This window comes from Pseudomonas yamanorum, assembly GCF_900105735.1.
Classification (GTDB): domain Bacteria; phylum Pseudomonadota; class Gammaproteobacteria; order Pseudomonadales; family Pseudomonadaceae; genus Aquipseudomonas; species Aquipseudomonas yamanorum.
The window spans coordinates 3,621,477-3,638,207 of the sequence record NZ_LT629793.1; the positions used below are offsets into that span (position 1 = coordinate 3,621,477).

Genomic DNA, 16,731 nt, shown 5'->3' on the forward strand with positions numbered 1-16,731 from the left:
GCACCCGAGGGTGCCTACGGTGAGGATTACCGGCGACGTTTTTCGATGTTGTAAACGAACGGCGCAACGATCTCGATGCTGCCGCCTTTCAACATGTCGGCCGGTGGCTTGGGCAGCGGCTGGGCGCGACGGATCATGTCGAGGGTGGCGCGGTCCAGATCGGCGTTGCCAGAGCGGCCCACCAGTTCATAGGACAGCACGTTGCCATCGGCATCCACCACGAAACGCAAGCGGTTCAGGCCTTCCTTGCCACGGGCCTGGGCGCCCGGCGGGTACTTCTTGTACTTCTGCAGGTGGCCCAGCAGGGTACTTTCCCAGGTGGCCTTGGCCGCGATCTGCTGCGGTGAAGGGCCCGGTTGTGGCTGAGCGGACTTCTCCGTAGGCGCGTTGTTCTGCGGAGTTTCGCTCGGCGGCTCTTCGGAAGGTTTTTCCTTGGGCGGATCGGGCTTCTTCTCCACAGGCTTGGGCGGCTGTGGTTTTGGCTTGGGCTTGACCGGCTTTGGCACCTGGATCGTCGGCTTCGGTGCCTCGGCCAGCTTCGGCAATGGCAGCTCTTCCACCGGAGCAGGCGGTTGTGGCGGCGTGATCACCTTCGGCGGGGCCGGAGGTGGTGGCGCCGGCATCGGTGCCAGGTCGATGACCATGGCAGCCGGAGGCAGCTGGACCATGTGTGGCGCCGACCACTGGAGCGCGATGATGATCGCGACGGCGTGGACGCCCAGCACGACGGCGAGGCTGGTGCCATAACGCGTCAGTTTGTGGCGCGTCGTGATCATTTCTTGGCTGCCGTCTCAAGTCCGACCAGGCCTACCTTGAGGTAGCCGGCTGCCCGCAGGGCATCCATCACGCTCATCAGGTCGCCGTAGTCCACGCCCTTGTCGGCCTGGAAGAAGATGGTCGTGTCTTTCTTGCCCTGGGTCTTGGCGTCGAGCACCGCGCCCAGGGTTTCGGATTTGACTTCTTCTTCGCCCAGGAACAGACGCTGGTCCGCCTTGACGCTGAGGAATATCGGTTTCTCCGGCCGCGGCGCAGGTTTCGCGCTGGAAGCGGGCAGGTCGACCTTGATGTCCACAGTGGCCAGTGGTGCGGCCACCATGAAGATGATCAGCAGCACCAGCATCACGTCAATAAACGGTGTGACGTTGATTTCGTGGTTCTCGACGAGCTCGTCGTCGCCTTGATTCAAATGCAGGCCCATGGCCGATTACCCCACTTTCACCATATGCGGTTGCGAGCTGCGCTCGGTAGGCAGGTGATCGAGGTCACGGCTGACCAGCAACAGGACTTCTGCCGAAGCGTCCGACACCTGGGCCTTGTAGCCGGCGATCGAACGGGCGAAGACGTTGTAGATGACTACCGCAGGAATCGCGGCAACCAGGCCCAGTGCCGTTGCCAGCAGGGCTTCGGCGATGCCGGGAGCCACGACGGCGAGGTTGGTGGTCTGGGTTTTGGCGATGCCGATGAAGCTGTTCATGATGCCCCACACGGTACCGAACAGGCCGACGAAGGGCGCGGTGGAACCGATGGTGGCCAGCACGCCGGTGCCGTTGCTCATGTTGCGACCGCAGGCGGCAACCAGGCGCTCAAGACGGAAGCTGACACGTTCCTTGATGCCTTCTTTTTCACGGCTGTTGGCCGACAGGCGCATTTCTTCGAGTGCGTCGTGAACCAGCAGGTGCGCCAGGGTGCCTTTTTTCGCCGCGCTTTCGCTGGCTTCTTTAAGGGTGGTGGCTTTTTTCAGGTGGACGATTTCAGTACGCAGGCGACGCTTGGCGCCCAGCAGCTCGAAGCCTTTGGCGATCCAGATGGTCCAGGTGATGATCGAGGCGATGGCCAGGCCGATCATCACGATCTTCACGATGATGTCAGCGTTCTGGTACATGCCCCAGGGCGACAGGTCGTGGGCCATGCCCAGGCTGTTGTCTTCTTCCAGCACGACACCGGAATCGTCAGCCGGTGCGCCTTCGGCGGCCAGGGCCGGGTCGGTAGCGGCCGGTGCGGCGGCTGGCGCAGCAGCGTTTTGCTCGTGGGCTGGCGCGGTCGCTGCAGGCGGGGCGGCCGGCGCGGTGTTGTCGGCGAAGGCGGCGGTCGGTGCCAGCAGAACGCTGAACAGCACTGCAGCAATCGCACGCCAGGCGCGGGATGGGCTGTGAGGCTTGGTTGGCGAAGCGGGGGATGTAATGCGTGTCATGCTGGCCGGACCTGAGATAAAAAAATGAGTGAGCGTCCTTCCAGACCGTAACGGGTCGAGGACAAATGGGCGGTTATTATTGCAAGTAATTCTTGTTAACAGAAGTAATACAGTTACTTTATTTGTCGTTTTGCTGGCCGCTGGTCATCTGCGGGGGCTAATCTTGACCTTTAAGAATGGAGTTTTGTGATGTCTGCGCCTTCTGTGGTGATTGCCGGTTGCGGCGATGTCGGTAGCCGTCTGGCCACCCAATTGCTGGCCCAGGGCTGGGAGGTTCATGGCCTGCGGCGGGATATCTCGCGCCTTCCCAAGGGCGTTATCGGGATTGCCGGCGACCTGTTCAATGAAGACTGTCCCGACACCTGGCCGGTGGGCGGGGTGGATTACCTGGTGTATTGCGCGGCGGCCACCGATCACGACGAGGCGGGCTATCGTGCTGCGTACGTGCAAGGGTTGCGGCATGTGCTGGAATGGTTGAACGACTACGGCCAGGAACCTAAACACTTGCTGTTTGTGTCCAGCAGCAGTGTGTATGGGCAGCAGAACGGTGAGTGGGTCGACGAAAGCTCCGAGACCAAGGCAGGCGGTTATTCCGGACAAGTGATGCTGGCAGCCGAGCAAGTGGCATTGAATAGTGGGATTCCCGCCAGTGTCGTGCGCCTTACCGGGATTTATGGTCCAGGTCGGGAGTGGTTGTTGAGCCAAGTGCGCCAGGGTTATCGCGTGGCGATTGATCCGCCTTTATATGGCAACCGGATTCACGCGGATGACGCAGCGGGTTTGCTGGCGTTTTTGCTGCAGCACGTGGAGCAGGGCGGTGTGCTGGATAATTGCTACATCGGCGTCGACGATGCTCCGGCCCCGCTGGCCGAGGTGGTTGGCTGGTTGCGCGAATACCTGGGCGTGACCGAATGGGCTGAGAACGCCAGCGTACGACGCGCCGGTAGCAAGCAATGTAGCAATGCCCGGGCCAAGGCGTTGGGCTGGGTGCCGCGTTATCCGAGTTATCGCGAAGGGTATGCGGCGATTCTTGAGGGTTGATTGCGGCATTAAGAAAAAGGAGCCTTAGGGCTCCTTTTTTGCGTCACTGTTTTTCCAGCAACCACTGTCGCGGCCCGGGGGTAAACGAGGGCACCTCGTCGGCCTGGGCGGTGTTGATCGCCTGGAAGATCTCCAGTTGCTTGCCCTTGCGCGCAAAGATCCACGGGTTGCCCTGGCCGTTCAACTGCAACCAGATACTGTCGTAGCCGCCGCTCATGGAAGCGCAATCGCCCGCCAGGCACAGCGAGTACTGATCAGCACCCGGCAAGCCGGTCACCTGGCCATTGGCCTGGAACTGCACCGTCGCGCCTTCGCCATTACCGCTGCTGATTTTCCAGGTGCCGCCCATATAGGCGGCATACAGGGTGCGTTCGAAGTTGGCGCCCAGTGGCGCGCCTTCAGGGGCCGGGTCCTTGGCACGGGCGAACAGTTGCTCGGGCTCGTTATCATTGGCCCCTTGCAGCAATAGTTTGCCTTTACGCTTGAGTTCGGTGGCGGAGCCGCCGTAGAAATCGACGCTCCAGGCGCCGGATTTTTCACCCAGCAACTTGCCTTCAGCTACTTCAAAACCGTTGTAGTAGCGGGCCTGGGATGCTTTGGTGTTCACCTCCCATTCGAGGTTCGGACCGTAGCTCTGCAGGGCTTCACGCAAAGGGCCGCCCTTGGCTGCCGCGTCGATGGCGGCCTGGTTGATCCAGGTGCCGCTCACATCCAGGTCGGCGGGATTGCTGGCGCAGCCGCCGAGCAGCAGGGCGAGCAACGAAGAGGCAACGAGCGCTTTGCGCATTACGAAATCCTTCCAAGAACCAATTCGGCGCAGCCTTCCCGTGGAAGCGCTGCGCCGGATGTTTTACTCGATGACCAGAATGGCGTCCATCTCAACCTGCGCGCCCTTTGGCAGGGCGGCAACGCCGATGGCGGCGCGGGCCGGGTACGGCTGTTCGAAGTACTTGCCCATGATCTCGTTAACCTTGGCGAAGTGGCTCAGGTCGGTGAGGAAGATGTTCAGTTTGACGATGTCCTTGAACGAACCGCCCGCAGCTTCGGCAACCGACTTCAGGTTTTCAAAGACCTGGATGGTCTGGGCTTCAAAGCCTTCAACCAGCTCCATGGTTTTTGGGTCCAGTGGAATCTGGCCGGACATGTAGACGGTATTGCCCGCCTTGATCGCCTGGGAATAAGTACCGATTGCTGCTGGTGCCTTGTCGCTGGTGATAACAGTCTTGGTCATGAATGACTCCTTGTAATGGATGGGCTAGGCGCGCATGCGGGTGATGCGGATGACCCCGGTCAGGGCGCGCAGTTTCTTGATCACGCGGGCCAGGTGCACGCGGTCGTGCACGCTGACCACCAGTTGGACCACGCTGATGCGGCCATCGCGTTCGTCCATGCTGATTTTCTCGATATTGCCGTCGGCCGCATTGACGCTGCTGGCCAGCAGGGCGATCAGGCCGCGCTGGTGTTCCAGCTCGACCCGCAGCTCGACGTTGAATTCGCCGGTGACATCCTTGGCCCACGAAAGCTGGATGCATTTCTCGGGGTTGTGGCGGATTTCACTGATATTGCGGCAGTTGTCCAGGTGCACCACCATGCCTTTGCCCGCGGACAGGTGGCCGACAATCGGGTCGCCCGGGATCGGCGTGCAGCACTTGGCGTAGCTGAGCACCAGGCCTTCGGTGCCGCGAATCGCCAGCGGGCCTTCGGGGCTTGGCAACTGTTCGCCTTCGCCCAGCAGGCGGCGGGCGACTACATAGGCCATGCGATTGCCCAGGCCGATGTCTTCCAGCAAGTCTTCGATCAGTTCCTGACGGTACTCGTGGAGCATCGCCTGCACGCGCTCGGCCGGGATCTTGTCCAGGGAGCTGTCGAAGCCGTTGAGCACCTTGTTCAGCAGGCGTTCGCCCAGGCTGATGGACTCGGAACGGCGTTGCAGTTTCAGGGCGTGACGGATATGGGTGCGGGCCTTGCCGGTGACCACAAAGTTGAGCCAGGCCGGGTTCGGGCGTGCGCCCGGTGCGCTGACGATCTCCACCGTGGAGCCGCTTTGCAGCGGTTCCGACAGCGGGGCCAGTCGACGATTGATCCGACAGGCTATGCAGCTGTTACCCACGTCGGTGTGCACCGCGTAGGCAAAGTCGACCGCCGTGGAGCCTTTTGGCAGCTCCATGATCCGGCCTTTTGGCGTGAACACGTAGACCTCGTCCGGGAACAGGTCGATCTTCACGCTTTCGATAAATTCCAGGGAGTTGCCGGCACGTTGCTGCATTTCCAGCACGCCCTTGACCCACTGGCGGGCGCGGGCGTGGGTGCCTTTTGGCTGCTCGTCGCCGGTGGATTTGTACAGCCAATGGGCGGCGATGCCGTTGTTGGCCATCTCTTCCATTTCGCGGGTGCGGATCTGGATCTCGATCGGCACCCCGTGCATACCGAACAGCGTGGTGTGCAGCGACTGATAGCCGTTGGCCTTGGGAATCGCGATGTAGTCCTTGAAACGACCCGGCAGGGGTTTGTACAAATTATGTACAGCGCCCAGCACGCGGTAGCACGTATCGACCTTGTCGACGATGATCCGGAACGCGTACACGTCCATGATCTCGTTGAAGGCCCGACGCTTGCCGCGCATCTTCTTGTAGATGCCGTAGATGTGTTTCTGCCGGCCGCTGACCTCGCCCTCGATCTCATCGATCGCCAGGCAATGGCTCAGGGACTCTTCGATCTTGTTGACGATTTCCTTGCGATTGCCCCGGGCGCGTTTGACCGCCTGATAAATGCGCGCGGAACGCATCGGGTGCATGGCCTTGAAGCCGAGGTCTTCGAATTCGATACGAATGGCGTGCATGCCCAGCCGGTTGGCGATGGGCGCGTAGATTTCCAGGGTTTCCTTGGCGATGCGCCGGCGTTTTTCGCCGGACAGCACCTCCAGCGTGCGCATGTTGTGCAGCCGGTCGGCCAGCTTGACCAGGATCACCCGGATGTCCCGGGCCATGGCCATGGCCATCTTCTGGAAGTTTTCTGCCTGAGCTTCGGCCTTGGTTTCGAAATTCATCTGGGTCAGTTTGCTGACCCCATCGACCAGTTCGGCCACGGTTTCGCCAAATTGCGCGCTGAGCGCTTCCTTGGCAATGCCGGTGTCTTCGATCACGTCATGCAGCATTGCGGCCATCAAACTCTGATGGTCCATGTGCATGTCGGCAAGAATGTTTGCCACGGCAAGAGGATGCGTGACATACGCCTCGCCACTGCGGCGGCGTTGGCCGTCGTGGGCTTGTTCGGCGTAGAAATACGCTCGGCGGACCAGGTTGACCTGGTCTGGGCCGAGGTAGGTCGATAAGCGATCGGCGAGGGCGTCTATGCTCGGCAAAGTATTAACTCCTGCCGTTGGCTGTGACCCCGCGCCGTGCTACGTCGACCAGGCATAGGCTTAGACGGCCTCGTTGGACTCGTCCTCGAACGCTGCAAACAGCGGTTCGTCTTCAACGATTTCGGCGTTGGCGATGAACTCGTAGCTCATCAGGCCTTCAGCGATTTCACGCAGGGCTACAACGGTAGGCTTGTCGTTTTCCCACTGGACCAGAGGCTCTTTGCCGCCAGTGGCCAGTTGACGGGCACGCTTGGTAGAGAGCATGACCAGCTCAAAGCGGTTATCCACGTGTTCTAGGCAGTCTTCAACGGTTACGCGGGCCATGGTATTCCTCGGAGCGAATGCAATATGCGCGCTGCCCGGTTGGGCGAGCGGACTGAACAGTTTAAAAAATCACCAGCGTTTAGGGAAGCGCTGATTTTTCGCAGGCCATCGCAAACGCGCTACAAGTGCCAATGTAAAGCCCTTGCAGCGGTTTTGGGAAGAGCCAATCAACCGAGCAGTTCGGCCAATAATTTGCCGAAACGCTGCTGCTGACGCTTTTGCTGGAGCTGATTGGCGCGGAAAATCGCCTTCAAGTCGTCCAGTGCGTGGGCGAAATCGTCGTTGATGATCAGGTAGTCGTAGTCGACGTAGTGGCTCATTTCACTGACGGCTTCGCGCATGCGACCTTCGATGATCTCGTCGCTGTCCTGGCCGCGGTTGGTCAGGCGCTGGTGCAACGCTTCCAGCGACGGCGGCAGGATGAAGATCGAGCGGGCCTTGGGCATCAGTTGACGCACTTGCTCGGCGCCCTGCCAGTCGATTTCCAGGATCAGGTCGTGGCCTTCGTCCAGGGTCTGCTGCAGGTGGCTTTGGGAGGTGCCGTAAAGGTTGCCGAAGACTTCGGCGCGCTCCAGGAAATCACCGTGCTCGATCATCTTGACGAACTCGGTGCGCTCGACGAAGTGGTAGTGCACGCCGTTCACTTCACCCGGGCGCATGGCGCGGGTGGTGTGGGACACCGAGATACGGATCTGCTCGTCAGCGTCGGTCAGGGCTTTGACCAGGCTGCTTTTGCCCGCACCCGATGGGGCGGAAATGATGTAAAGGGTGCCGGTGCTGTGGGTCATGTCAGGGTGCCTTACTCGATATTCTGTACTTGTTCGCGCATTTGCTCGATCAGCACTTTGAGGTTGACCGCAGCCTGTGTGCTGCGCGGATCAAAGGCTTTGGAGCCCAGTGTATTGGCTTCGCGGTTGAGTTCCTGCATCAGGAAGTCCAGGCGCCGACCGGCGGCACCGGCAGACTTGAGCACTCGGCGCACTTCCAGGATGTGGGTGCTCAGGCGGTCGAGTTCTTCGGCGACGTCGCTCTTTTGCGCCAGCAGTACCATCTCCTGCTCCAGGCGCACCGGGTCCAGTTCGGCCTGCATGTCGGCGAAGCGGTCGAGGACCTTCTGGCGCTGGGTGGCAAGCATCTGCGGCACCAGTTCGCGCAGGGTGACCACGTCTTCTTCGATGGAGGTCAGGCGGTCGCTGATCAGGCGGGCCAGCTCGGCGCCTTCGCGCTCGCGGCCGGCCTTGAGTTCTTTCAAGCCTTGGTTGAACAGGGCCAGGGCTTCGGCATTCAACGCCTGCGGGTCGGTGGCGTCGGCCACCAGCACGCCGGGCCAGGCCAGGACTTCCAGCGGGTTGATGGCGGCAGGTTGCTTGATCAGGCTGGCGATGGTTTCGGCGGCGGCGACCAATTGGGCGGCGCGCTCGCGATCCACCTGCAACGGCTTGCCGGTGGTTTCCTCGGTGAAGCGCAGGGTGCATTCCAGCTTGCCGCGAGAGATGCCCTGGCGCAGCGCTTCACGGACGGCGCCTTCGAGGTCGCGAAACGATTCCGGCAGGCGCAGGTGCGGCTCCAGGTAGCGGCTGTTGACCGAGCGCAACTCCCAGCTCAGTGTGCCTTGGACGCCGGCTTTTTCGACGCGGGCGAAGGCGGTCATGCTGTGCACCATGGAAGTACCTCGCGATGCAGTCCCGCAAACAGGCGGGCTGATGGGTAGATTGAAGCCGACAGGCTGCGAAGGCGCAGGATTGTAGCTCAACGGGACGGATGGCCCCAAACAGTGGCTTCGGTGACCGGGTTTGTAACAGGATTTTTTAGAAGTGCTGATCAGGGCTGGCGGCTCTATAATGCTCGGCAGTTTTTCGTCCTCCGTACAGGTATCCCCTATGAAACGTCCAAGTGGTCGCGCTGCCGATCAGCTCCGCTCGATCCGCATCACCCGCAACTACACCAAACACGCCGAGGGATCTGTACTGGTCGAGTTTGGCGATACCAAGGTTATCTGCACCGTCAGCGTCGAAAACGGCGTGCCGCGTTTCCTCAAGGGCCAGGGCCAGGGTTGGTTGACTGCCGAATACGGCATGCTGCCGCGCGCCACCGGCGAGCGTAACCAGCGTGAAGCCAGTCGTGGCAAGCAAGGCGGGCGCACCCTGGAAATCCAGCGCCTGATCGGTCGTTCCCTGCGTGCTGCGCTGGACATGTCCAAGCTGGGCGACGTGACCCTGTACGTCGACTGCGACGTGATCCAGGCTGACGGTGGCACTCGCACGGCGTCCATCACCGGCGCTATGGTTGCCCTGGTCGATGCGCTCAAAGTCATCAAGAAGCGTGGCGGCCTGAAAGGCGGCGATCCGCTCAAGCAGATGATCGCGGCTGTATCGGTAGGCATGTATCAGGGCGAGCCAGTGCTGGATCTGGACTATCTTGAAGATTCGGCTGCCGAGACCGACCTGAACGTGGTGATGACCAGCACCGGTGGTTTCATCGAAGTGCAGGGCACCGCCGAAGGCGCGCCATTCCAGCCGGCGGACCTGAATGCCATGCTGGCATTGGCCCAGAAAGGCATGACCGATATCTTCGAATTGCAGAACGCCGCACTGGCCGACTGATTCAAACCCAAGGAGCTACGCCATGAGTGACAGTCAACTTCCACTGCCGACACCGTCCAAGGAAGTTCGCCAGTGGGCGATGCTCTGTCACTTCGCGGCGTTTTTCGGCTTGATGTTCCCGTTCGGCAGCCTGCTGGGGCCTTTGATTCTCTGGCAGGTGAAGAAGGATACGGACCCGTTCATTGATGATCAGGGCAAGGAAGCGCTGAATTTCCAGATCACCGTGGGCATTGCCTGGGCGGTCTGCTTCCTGCTGGGTTTTATCGTGATCGGCTTCGTGTTGATGACCGTCCTGGTGATCGGCGCGGTGGTGATGACGATCATTGGGGGCATCAAGGCCAACAAGGGCGTGGCTTATCGTTATCCGTGGACGTTGCGGTTGATCAAATAACCACCGCCCACAAAAAAACCGACAGCGACGTCGGTTTTTTTGTGCCTGGAAAAAGACCTTAGATGGTCAATGTCCAGTCGTAGTCCACGATCAGCGGCGCGTGCTGCGAGAAGCGCGGCTGGCGTGGCAGGCGTGCGCTGCGCACAAATCGTCGCAGGCCTGGCGTCAGCAACTGGTAGTCAAAACGCCAGCCGAGGTTGAGCATCTCGGCCTGTTCGTTATCCGGCCACCAGCTGTACTGGTCGCCTTCGCGGCTGACTTCCCGCAGGGCATCGACATAGCCCATGTTGCCGACAATCTCGTCCATCCAGGCCCGTTCCGGCGCCAGGAAACCCGGGGATTGCTGGCTGTCGCGCCAGTTCTTGATATCCAGCTTCTGTTGCGCCACGTACAGCGAGCCACAGTAAATGTACTCGCGACGTTTGCGCCGCTGTTTATCCAGATAACGGGCGAAATCGTCCATTAGCTTGAACTTCTGGTTCAAGTCTTCATCGCCATTCTGCCCTGATGGAAGCAGCAAGGTCGCGATGCTGACCTTGTCGAAATCGGCTTGCAGGTAGCGCCCGTAGCGGTCGGCTGTCTCGAAGCCGAGGCCGCTGATGACCGCCTTGGGTTGCAACCGCGAATACAAAGCCACGCCGCCTTGGGCGGGAACTTCGGCATCACAGGCATAAAGGAAGTAGCCATCCAGTTGGAAGGCTGGGTCGTCCAGTTCAAAGGCGGAGGCGCGGGTGTCCTGCAGGCAGATGACGTCGGCATTCTGGGCTTGCAGCCAACTGAGCAAACCACGCTCGACTGCAGCCTGAATACCATTGACGTTCACACTGATGATCCGCATAAATGGCCCCAAAAATCGCGTGCGTGTATGATACACGCCGTCTACCTAATTAGCTAAATCCGTGGTATCTGAGGCTTTTTTCATGCAGGCGTATCAACGCGATTTCATTCGTTTTGCCATCGATCGCGGCGTATTGCGCTTCGGTGAGTTCACCCTGAAGTCCGGGCGTACCAGCCCTTACTTCTTCAATGCCGGCCTTTTCAACTCAGGTTCTGCCCTGGCGCAGTTGGGTCGTTTTTATGCGGCCGCCATCGTTGAAAGCGGTATTTCCTTCGACGTGCTGTTCGGCCCGGCCTACAAGGGCATTCCCCTGGCCGCCGCGACCGCCGTGGCGTTGGCCGAACATCACGGGCTGGATTTGCCTTGGTGCTTCAACCGCAAGGAAGCCAAGGCTCATGGCGAAGGCGGTAGCCTGGTGGGCGCGCCGCTCAAGGGCGACGTGCTGATCATCGACGACGTGATCACTGCCGGTACGGCGATTCGCGAAGTGATGCAGATCATCGCTTCCCAGGACGGCGCCAAGGCAGCCGGCGTGCTGATCGCGCTGAACCGCCAGGAGCGTGGCAACGGTGAATTGTCGGCGATCCAGGAAGTGGAGCGTGATTTCGGGATTCCGGTGGTGAGCATTGTTTCGTTGAACCAAGTGCTGCAGTTCCTGGAAGACGACCCGCAGCTCAAGCAGCATTTGCCGGCGGTCAAGGCCTATCGCGAGCAGTTCGGCGTTTAGAAGATCCATGTGGGAGCGGGCTTGCTCGCGAATACGGCTTGTCAGTTGATATATGTGTCGACTGACCCGCCGCTTTCGCGAGCAAGCCCGCTCCCACATTTTCAGACCGAGTACATAGAAAAGGCCCCGTTCAATCGAATTGAGCGGGGGCTTTTTTTTGTTTGCAGCGCTTTAAGGGCGCTTGCGATTGCTGATCAGCGTACCCACACCGGTGTCGGTGAAGATTTCCAGCAGGATCGCATTCGGAACCCGGCCATCCAGGATCAACGAGCTGCCAACACCGCCTTGCACCGCTTCCAGCGCGCAGCGGATCTTCGGCAGCATGCCGCCGTAGATGGTGCCGTCGGCGATCAGGTCGTCCACTTGCTGGGTGGTCAGGCCGGTCAAGACCTTGCCTTCCTTGTCCATCAAGCCGGCGATGTTGGTGAGCAGCATCAGCTTCTCGGCCTTCAGCGCCTCAGCCACCTTGCCGGCCACCAGGTCAGCGTTAATGTTGTAGGACTCACCGTTGGCACCCACGCCGATTGGCGCGATCACCGGGATGAAATCGCCTTTCACCAGCAGGTTCAGCAGGTCGGTGTTGATGCCGATCACTTCGCCCACCTGGCCGATGTCGATGATTTCCGGCTGGGTCATCTCCGGGGTCTTGCGGGTCACGGTGAGCTTCTTCGCCCGGATCAGCTCGGCGTCCTTGCCGGTCAGGCCGATGGCGCTGCCGCCATGGCGATTGATCAGGTTGACGATGTCTTTGTTCACCTGGCCACCCAGGACCATCTCCACCACGTCCATGGTCTGGGCGTCGGTGACACGCATGCCGTCGATGAAGTGACTCTCGATGGACAGGCGCTTGAGCAGGTCACCGATTTGCGGGCCGCCACCGTGTACCACCACCGGGTTGATCCCGACGGCTTTCATCAACACGATGTCGCGGGCAAAGCCGGTTTTCAGCTCGTCGCTTTCCATGGCATTGCCGCCGTACTTGATCACCAGCGTCTTGCCGACGTAGCGTCGAATGTAAGGCAACGCTTCGGAAAGGACCTTGGCGGTATTGGCGGCGGCTTCGCGTTCGAGGGTCATTCAGGGCTCCGGTACAAAAATCAGAACGGTAATTGGAGATCAGGGGCAACACGTTTCAACTGGGCGTGGAACACGTCCTTGATGCGCTGCAACTCAGCCTCGGAATCCGCCTCGAAACGCAGCACCAGCACCGGTGTGGTGTTGGATGCGCGAACCAGGCCCCAGCCTTTGGCGTAATCGACCCGCACGCCGTCAATGGTGGTCAGGTTGGCGCCTTCGCCCCATTGCGCATCGTGCAGTGCGTCAATGATGCTGAATTTGCTCTCTTCGGTCACATGGATATTGATCTCTGGCGTAGAAATATCATCCGGGAAGGTTGCAAACAGGTCTTCGGCGGTGGATTTTTCCTTGCTGAGGATCTCCAGCAGACGAGCGGCGCTGTAAATACCGTCGTCAAAACCGAACCAGCGTTCCTTGAAGAATACGTGACCGCTCATTTCGCCGGCCAACAGGGCGCCGGTTTCTTTCATTTTCTTTTTGATCAACGAGTGACCGGTCTTCCACATTAGCGGACGACCGCCGTATTCCTTGATCAGCGGCGTCAGGCGACGGGTGCATTTGACGTCGAAGATGATCTCGGCGCCCGGATTGCGCGCCACGACGTCACGGGCAAACAGCATCAACAGGCGGTCCGGGAACACGATATTACCGGTGTTGGTCACCACGCCGACGCGGTCGCCGTCGCCGTCGAAAGCCAGGCCCAGGTCGGCGCCGGTTTCCTTGACCTTGGCAATCAGGTCCACCAGGTTCTCAGGCTTGCCCGGGTCCGGGTGGTGGTTAGGGAAGTTGCCGTCGACCTCGCAGAACAGCGGGATCACTTCGCAATTCAGGGCTTCGATCAGTTGCGGGGCGATCACGCCGGCCGCGCCGTTGCCGCAGTCCACCACCACTTTCAGGCGGCGGGCGAGTTTGACGTCGCGGGTGATTTCGTCCGAGTAGCGCTCAAGGATTTGCACCTTGGTGATGCTGCCGGTGCCGCTGGTCAGGTCGTTGGTCTTCAGGCGGGTGTGCAGGGCCTGGATCTGTTCGTTGGCCAGGGTGTCGCCGGCGATGACGATCTTGAAGCCGTTGTAGTCCGACGGGTTGTGGCTGCCGGTGAGCATCACGCCCGACTTGCCGGCCAGTACGTTGGCCGCGTAGTACAGCGCAGGCGTCGGCACCAGGCCCACGTCGCTGACATGGCAGCCGCTGTCGGCCAGGCCCTGGATCAGTTGCTCCACCAGCTCGGGGCCGGACAGGCGGCCATCACGGCCTACGGAAACATTGGGCTCGCCCTGGGCCAGGCTCTGGGAGCCAATGGCACGGCCGATCCAGTAGGCGGTCTCGGCGGTCAGGGTCTTGGGGACCACGCCACGGATGTCATAGGCGCGGAAAATGCTGTCGGGAACCGTCGGGGCGACTCGGGCTGCGTTGCTCATTGCGGGGGGGAACTCCATCGATAAGGGGCGGGGCTGGCCTCAGGGGTACTGACCGGCAGGCTCAAACTGAAGGGTAAGACGGCGTTTTTGGCATAGAGTTCGTGGTGCAAAAGTGCCATCGGCGCCGAAGCACCGCCCTTTCGCCCGCTTAATGCCCTGATTTCACTGGGGAAATCTTGCTGATAAGTTCCGCGCATTCTTCATCCTGAAAGGCCATGCGTTGGCGTCAGGCCGGGTGAGGCACCCGGCTTGTCCGGCTAAGTCATTTCAGCTTAGTCAGTGGCTGCCGGAATGTCCGAAGCCACCTGCACCGCGCTGGGTTTCGTCGAACTCTTCGACCAGCTCGAAGTGCGCCTGCACCACCGGCACAAGCACGAGCTGGGCAATGCGCTCGCCGACGGCAATGTTGAACGCGGTCTGGCCACGGTTCCAGCAGGACACCATCAACTCGCCCTGGTAGTCCGAGTCGATCAGGCCCACCAGGTTGCCGAGGACGATCCCGTGTTTGTGGCCCAGGCCGGAGCGCGGCAGGATCAGCGCCGCCAGGCCAGGGTCGCCCACGTAGATCGACAGGCCGGTCGGAATCAGAATGGTCTGGCCCGGCTCAAGCACGGTGTCCTGCTTGAGCATGGCGCGCAGGTCGAGGCCGGCGGAGCCTGGAGTGGCGTAGGCCGGCAGCGGGAATTCGTTGCCGATGCGTGGGTCGAGGATCTTGGCTTGCAAAGCGTGCATGGAAATTAAACCTGGTTCAGCCGTAGGGCGATAAAAGAGATCAGTTGGCGGGCAATCTTGCCCTTGCTGGTCTGGGCGAAAACGGTAGCGTGCAACTCGCGGTCGATCACGCTGATGGCATTTTCCTCGCTGTTGAAGCCGATGCTCGGGTTGGCGACATCGTTGGCGACAATCAGGTCGAGATTCTTGTCTTTCAATTTGCGTGCGGCATAGTCCAGCAAATGCTCGGTTTCGGCAGCGAAGCCGACGCTGAACGGGCGGTCTTCACGGGTGGCGATGGTCGCCAGAATGTCCGGGTTACGGACCATTTGCAGGAGCAGGCCGTCGCCGCTTGTAGGGTCTTTCTTGAGTTTCTGCGGTGCAACCACTTCCGGGCGGTAGTCCGCTACCGCAGCCGACGCGATAAACAGATCGCAGGGAATCGCCGCTTCACAGGCCGCCAGCATGTCGCGGGCGCTGACTACGTCGATTCGGGTGACACGATCCGGAGTCGGCAGATGCACCGGGCCGGTGATCAAGGTTACCCGGGCGCCTGCCTCGACCGCCGCTTCAGCCAGGGCAAAGCCCATTTTTCCTGAGCTATGGTTGGTGATGTAGCGCACCGGGTCGATGTTTTCCTGGGTCGGGCCGGCGGTAATCAGCACGTGCTTGCCGGTCAGGGCCAGGTGCTGGAAGCAGTCGGCGGCGCATTGGGCGAGGTCGGTGGCTTCGAGCATGCGGCCCAGGCCCACGTCGCCGCAGGCCTGGCTGCCGGAGGCCGGCCCGAAGACCTTGAGGCCACGGCTTTGCAGGAGTTGGGTGTTGGCTTGGGTGGCCGGGTCGCGCCACATGGCCTGGTTCATGGCCGGGGCGATGGCGACGGTGGCGTCGGTGGCCAGCACCAGGGTGGTCAGCAGGTCGTCGGCAATGCCTTGGGCCAGACGGGCGATCAAGTCGGCGGTGGCCGGAGCGATCAGCACCAGGTCGGCCCATTTGGCCAGCTCGATGTGGCCCATGGCAGCTTCGGCTGCGGGGTCCAGCAGGTCGAGATGAACCGGGTGGCCGGACAGGGCCTGCATGGTCAGCGGGGTAATGAATTCACTGCCGCCCCGGGTCATGACCACGCGCACTTCGGCGCCCTGGTCGAGGAGCCTGCGAACCAGCTCTGCGCTCTTGTAGGCGGCAATGCCGCCGCCGACGCCGAGAACGATGCGTTTCCGATACAGACGCTGCATTGGCTTGCCTTTCCAGTTCAGTGATGGCGTTGCGATGCCCCCTCCCCAGGTGAAATCGCACGCAAAAAGATGGCCTAAGATACCACAGCGTCCGCCATGCAACAGCGGCGCACATGCACACGGAGGTGCCATGAGTATTCGCGATTGGCCTGCGGCAGAGCGTCCGCGGGAGAAGTTGTTGGAGCTGGGCGCAGAGAATCTTTCCGACGCTGAATTGCTGGCGATTTTCCTGCGCACCGGGGTATCCGGTAAAAGTGCCGTGGACCTGGCGCGGCATCTGCTGGCGCAATTTGGCAGCTTGCGCGCGCTGATGGAGGCCAGGCAGACGGTGTTCAGCCAGCACCTGGGCCTGGGGCCGGCGAAGTTCGCCCAGCTTCAAGCCGTACTGGAAATGGCCCGCCGTCATTTGGCCGAGCGCCTACGCAGCGACTCGGTGCTGGAAAGTCCGGAGGCCGTGCGCGACTACCTCAAAGCGCTACTGCGCCATGAGCCTCACGAGATATTCGGCTGCCTGTTTCTCGACTCCAAACACCGGGTGCTGGGCTTCGAGAAGCTGTTTCAAGGCACCATCGACAACGCCATCGTCTACCCCCGGCAAGTGGTGAAGCGCGCGTTGGACTACAACGCTGCTGCGCTGATCCTGTGCCATAACCATCCTTCCGGCAGCGCCGAGCCCAGCATTGCTGATCGAAAACTGACCAGAGTGCTGCAAAAGGCGTTGGAGATGGTGGACGTGCGTGTGCTGGACCACATCATTGTGGGGGAGGGTGATCCGCTGTCGATGGCGGAATATGGGTGGATGTAGGGGCTGGCA

Annotated in this window: 18 protein-coding genes and 1 pseudogene; 5 read left to right on the forward strand and 14 right to left on the reverse strand. The window is 60.9% G+C overall.

What is annotated here, in order from left to right:
• Positions 1-26 precede the first annotated feature (26 nt).
• Genes BLU46_RS16955 through exbB form a run of 3 tightly spaced genes read right to left on the reverse strand, consistent with a single transcriptional unit; the run spans position 27 to position 2,191 of the window.
• On the reverse strand, positions 27-776 hold the full coding sequence (locus BLU46_RS16955; RefSeq protein ID WP_003213297.1) for a TonB family protein: 750 nt from the start codon (positions 774-776) through the stop codon (positions 27-29).
• Positions 773-1,198 (reverse strand): TonB system transport protein ExbD, encoded by a 426-nt coding sequence (gene exbD / locus BLU46_RS16960; RefSeq protein WP_017476711.1) that lies wholly within the window; start codon positions 1,196-1,198, stop codon positions 773-775. Before exbD ends, BLU46_RS16955 begins: the two co-directional genes overlap by 4 nt.
• 6 nt (positions 1,199-1,204) lie before the next feature.
• Entirely contained in the window at positions 1,205-2,191 is a 987-nt protein-coding gene (gene exbB / locus BLU46_RS16965; RefSeq protein WP_093203679.1) for a tonB-system energizer ExbB, read from the reverse strand.
• 189 nt (positions 2,192-2,380) lie between these two features.
• Between exbB and BLU46_RS16970 the strand changes: the two genes are divergently transcribed.
• Positions 2,381-3,232 (forward strand): SDR family oxidoreductase, encoded by an 852-nt coding sequence (locus BLU46_RS16970; protein WP_093203684.1) that lies wholly within the window; start codon positions 2,381-2,383, stop codon positions 3,230-3,232.
• Between the two features lie 43 nt (positions 3,233-3,275).
• Here the strand turns inward: BLU46_RS16970 and BLU46_RS16975 are convergent, their stop codons facing one another.
• The 6 genes from BLU46_RS16975 to BLU46_RS17000 form a co-directional block, all read right to left on the reverse strand.
• Positions 3,276-4,019 carry a hypothetical protein gene (locus BLU46_RS16975; RefSeq protein ID WP_017476707.1) on the reverse strand — a complete coding sequence of 248 codons (744 nt, stop codon included), beginning with the start codon at positions 4,017-4,019 and terminating at the stop codon, positions 3,276-3,278.
• Positions 4,020-4,082: 63 nt separating this feature from the next.
• Positions 4,083-4,463, reverse strand: coding sequence for a RidA family protein (locus BLU46_RS16980; protein WP_003213288.1), 381 nt, complete (start codon positions 4,461-4,463; stop codon positions 4,083-4,085).
• Between the two features lie 24 nt (positions 4,464-4,487).
• The gene (gene spoT, locus BLU46_RS16985; RefSeq protein ID WP_008439435.1) at positions 4,488-6,593 is read right to left on the reverse strand and encodes a bifunctional GTP diphosphokinase/guanosine-3',5'-bis pyrophosphate 3'-pyrophosphohydrolase; all 2,106 of its coding nucleotides are present in this window, start codon (positions 6,591-6,593) and stop codon (positions 4,488-4,490) included.
• A gap of 60 nt (positions 6,594-6,653) precedes the next feature.
• A complete protein-coding gene (gene rpoZ, locus BLU46_RS16990) occupies positions 6,654-6,917 on the reverse strand; it encodes a DNA-directed RNA polymerase subunit omega (protein ID WP_003176920.1) in 264 nt (87 codons plus the stop codon).
• 167 nt (positions 6,918-7,084) lie between these two features.
• Positions 7,085-7,705, reverse strand: coding sequence for a guanylate kinase (gene gmk / locus BLU46_RS16995; RefSeq protein ID WP_003213284.1), 621 nt, complete (start codon positions 7,703-7,705; stop codon positions 7,085-7,087).
• Positions 7,706-7,716: 11 nt separating this feature from the next.
• Positions 7,717-8,580 carry a YicC/YloC family endoribonuclease gene (locus BLU46_RS17000; protein ID WP_093203689.1) on the reverse strand — a complete coding sequence of 288 codons (864 nt, stop codon included), beginning with the start codon at positions 8,578-8,580 and terminating at the stop codon, positions 7,717-7,719.
• A gap of 217 nt (positions 8,581-8,797) precedes the next feature.
• On the opposite strand from BLU46_RS17000, the gene rph reads away from it, so the two are divergent.
• Positions 8,798-9,520 carry a ribonuclease PH gene (rph, locus tag BLU46_RS17005; RefSeq protein WP_063033847.1) on the forward strand — a complete coding sequence of 241 codons (723 nt, stop codon included), beginning with the start codon at positions 8,798-8,800 and terminating at the stop codon, positions 9,518-9,520.
• A gap of 22 nt (positions 9,521-9,542) precedes the next feature.
• Positions 9,543-9,911, forward strand: a complete 369-nt coding sequence (locus BLU46_RS17010) for a DUF4870 domain-containing protein (RefSeq protein ID WP_017476705.1) — start codon at positions 9,543-9,545, stop codon at positions 9,909-9,911.
• A 58-nt stretch (positions 9,912-9,969) separates the two neighbouring features.
• Here the strand turns inward: BLU46_RS17010 and BLU46_RS17015 are convergent, their stop codons facing one another.
• Positions 9,970-10,749: an exodeoxyribonuclease III gene (locus BLU46_RS17015; protein ID WP_003176915.1), complete on the reverse strand. Its 780-nt coding sequence runs from the start codon at positions 10,747-10,749 to the stop codon at positions 9,970-9,972.
• An 82-nt stretch (positions 10,750-10,831) separates the two neighbouring features.
• Here BLU46_RS17015 and pyrE point away from each other — a divergent pair, with 82 nt between their 5' ends.
• Positions 10,832-11,476 carry an orotate phosphoribosyltransferase gene (gene pyrE, locus BLU46_RS17020; protein ID WP_063033848.1) on the forward strand — a complete coding sequence of 215 codons (645 nt, stop codon included), beginning with the start codon at positions 10,832-10,834 and terminating at the stop codon, positions 11,474-11,476.
• Between the two features lie 171 nt (positions 11,477-11,647).
• Here the strand turns inward: pyrE and argB are convergent, their stop codons facing one another.
• The 4 genes and pseudogenes from argB to coaBC all read right to left on the reverse strand — a co-directional run bounded on the left by argB (position 11,648) and on the right by coaBC (position 15,917).
• Positions 11,648-12,553, reverse strand: coding sequence for an acetylglutamate kinase (argB, locus tag BLU46_RS17025; protein ID WP_003213275.1), 906 nt, complete (start codon positions 12,551-12,553; stop codon positions 11,648-11,650).
• Between the two features lie 20 nt (positions 12,554-12,573).
• Positions 12,574-13,995, reverse strand: a pseudogene (locus BLU46_RS17030) (phosphomannomutase/phosphoglucomutase); the annotation flags it as partial.
• A gap of 252 nt (positions 13,996-14,247) precedes the next feature.
• Positions 14,248-14,703: a dUTP diphosphatase gene (gene dut, locus BLU46_RS17040; RefSeq protein WP_003213270.1), complete on the reverse strand. Its 456-nt coding sequence runs from the start codon at positions 14,701-14,703 to the stop codon at positions 14,248-14,250.
• 5 nt (positions 14,704-14,708) lie between these two features.
• Positions 14,709-15,917 carry a bifunctional phosphopantothenoylcysteine decarboxylase/phosphopantothenate--cysteine ligase CoaBC gene (gene coaBC / locus BLU46_RS17045; RefSeq protein WP_017476702.1) on the reverse strand — a complete coding sequence of 403 codons (1,209 nt, stop codon included), beginning with the start codon at positions 15,915-15,917 and terminating at the stop codon, positions 14,709-14,711.
• Between the two features lie 130 nt (positions 15,918-16,047).
• On the opposite strand from coaBC, the gene radC reads away from it, so the two are divergent.
• Positions 16,048-16,722 carry a RadC family protein gene (radC, locus tag BLU46_RS17050; RefSeq protein WP_063033850.1) on the forward strand — a complete coding sequence of 225 codons (675 nt, stop codon included), beginning with the start codon at positions 16,048-16,050 and terminating at the stop codon, positions 16,720-16,722.
• Positions 16,723-16,731: the final 9 nt, after the last annotated feature.

What these genes read in the sequence shown, in the direction of transcription:
- BLU46_RS16955 (WP_003213297.1), bottom strand. Translation starts at nt 776, where the DNA reads ATGATCACGACGCGCCACAAACTGACGCGTTATGGCACCAGCCTCGCC.
- exbD (WP_017476711.1), bottom strand. Translation starts at nt 1,198, where the DNA reads ATGGGCCTGCATTTGAATCAAGGCGACGACGAGCTCGTCGAGAACCAC.
- exbB (WP_093203679.1), bottom strand. Translation starts at nt 2,191, where the DNA reads ATGACACGCATTACATCCCCCGCTTCGCCAACCAAGCCTCACAGCCCA.
- BLU46_RS16970 (WP_093203684.1), top strand. Translation starts at nt 2,381, where the DNA reads ATGTCTGCGCCTTCTGTGGTGATTGCCGGTTGCGGCGATGTCGGTAGC.
- BLU46_RS16975 (WP_017476707.1), bottom strand. Translation starts at nt 4,019, where the DNA reads ATGCGCAAAGCGCTCGTTGCCTCTTCGTTGCTCGCCCTGCTGCTCGGC.
- BLU46_RS16980 (WP_003213288.1), bottom strand. Translation starts at nt 4,463, where the DNA reads ATGACCAAGACTGTTATCACCAGCGACAAGGCACCAGCAGCAATCGGT.
- rpoZ (WP_003176920.1), bottom strand. Translation starts at nt 6,917, where the DNA reads ATGGCCCGCGTAACCGTTGAAGACTGCCTAGAACACGTGGATAACCGC.
- gmk (WP_003213284.1), bottom strand. Translation starts at nt 7,705, where the DNA reads ATGACCCACAGCACCGGCACCCTTTACATCATTTCCGCCCCATCGGGT.
- BLU46_RS17000 (WP_093203689.1), bottom strand. Translation starts at nt 8,580, where the DNA reads ATGGTGCACAGCATGACCGCCTTCGCCCGCGTCGAAAAAGCCGGCGTC.
- rph (WP_063033847.1), top strand. Translation starts at nt 8,798, where the DNA reads ATGAAACGTCCAAGTGGTCGCGCTGCCGATCAGCTCCGCTCGATCCGC.
- BLU46_RS17010 (WP_017476705.1), top strand. Translation starts at nt 9,543, where the DNA reads ATGAGTGACAGTCAACTTCCACTGCCGACACCGTCCAAGGAAGTTCGC.
- BLU46_RS17015 (WP_003176915.1), bottom strand. Translation starts at nt 10,749, where the DNA reads ATGCGGATCATCAGTGTGAACGTCAATGGTATTCAGGCTGCAGTCGAG.
- pyrE (WP_063033848.1), top strand. Translation starts at nt 10,832, where the DNA reads ATGCAGGCGTATCAACGCGATTTCATTCGTTTTGCCATCGATCGCGGC.
- argB (WP_003213275.1), bottom strand. Translation starts at nt 12,553, where the DNA reads ATGACCCTCGAACGCGAAGCCGCCGCCAATACCGCCAAGGTCCTTTCC.
- dut (WP_003213270.1), bottom strand. Translation starts at nt 14,703, where the DNA reads ATGCACGCTTTGCAAGCCAAGATCCTCGACCCACGCATCGGCAACGAA.
- coaBC (WP_017476702.1), bottom strand. Translation starts at nt 15,917, where the DNA reads ATGCAGCGTCTGTATCGGAAACGCATCGTTCTCGGCGTCGGCGGCGGC.
- radC (WP_063033850.1), top strand. Translation starts at nt 16,048, where the DNA reads ATGAGTATTCGCGATTGGCCTGCGGCAGAGCGTCCGCGGGAGAAGTTG.